This window comes from Paenibacillus sp. SAFN-054 (assembly GCF_051966755.1).
Lineage (GTDB): Bacteria > Bacillota > Bacilli > Paenibacillales > Paenibacillaceae > Paenibacillus_AQ.
On the sequence record NZ_JBQCKS010000016.1, the window covers coordinates 1 to 563 of the forward strand.

Annotated in this window: 1 rRNA gene; it reads left to right on the top strand. The window is 55.4% G+C overall.

Annotation, left to right across the window (positions count from 1 at the left end):
- Positions 1-2: 2 nt before the first annotated feature.
- Positions 3-563 (top strand): 16S ribosomal RNA (locus tag ACTHPM_RS27320); the annotation flags it as partial.

Sequence of the window (563 nt, forward strand, 5' to 3'; positions counted from 1 at the left end):
CTTTCTTGGAGAGTTTGATCCTGGCTCAGGACGAACGCTGGCGGCGTGCCTAATACATGCAAGTCGAGCGGACTTGATGAGGAGCTTGCTCCTTTGATGGTTAGCGGCGGACGGGTGAGTAACACGTAGGCAACCTGCCTGTAAGACTGGGATAACTACCGGAAACGGTAGCTAATACCGGATAATTTATTTCTTCTCCTGGAGAGATAATGAAAGACGGAGCAATCTGTCGCTTACAGATGGGCCTGCGGCGCATTAGCTAGTTGGTGAGGTAACGGCTCACCAAGGCGACGATGCGTAGCCGACCTGAGAGGGTGAACGGCCACACTGGGACTGAGACACGGCCCAGACTCCTACGGGAGGCAGCAGTAGGGAATCTTCCGCAATGGGCGAAAGCCTGACGGAGCAACGCCGCGTGAGTGATGAAGGTTTTCGGATCGTAAAGCTCTGTTGCCAGGGAAGAACGTCCGGTAGAGTAACTGCTACCGGAGTGACGGTACCTGAGAAGAAAGCCCCGGCTAACTACGTGCCAGCAGCCGCGGTAATACGTAGGGGGCAAGCGT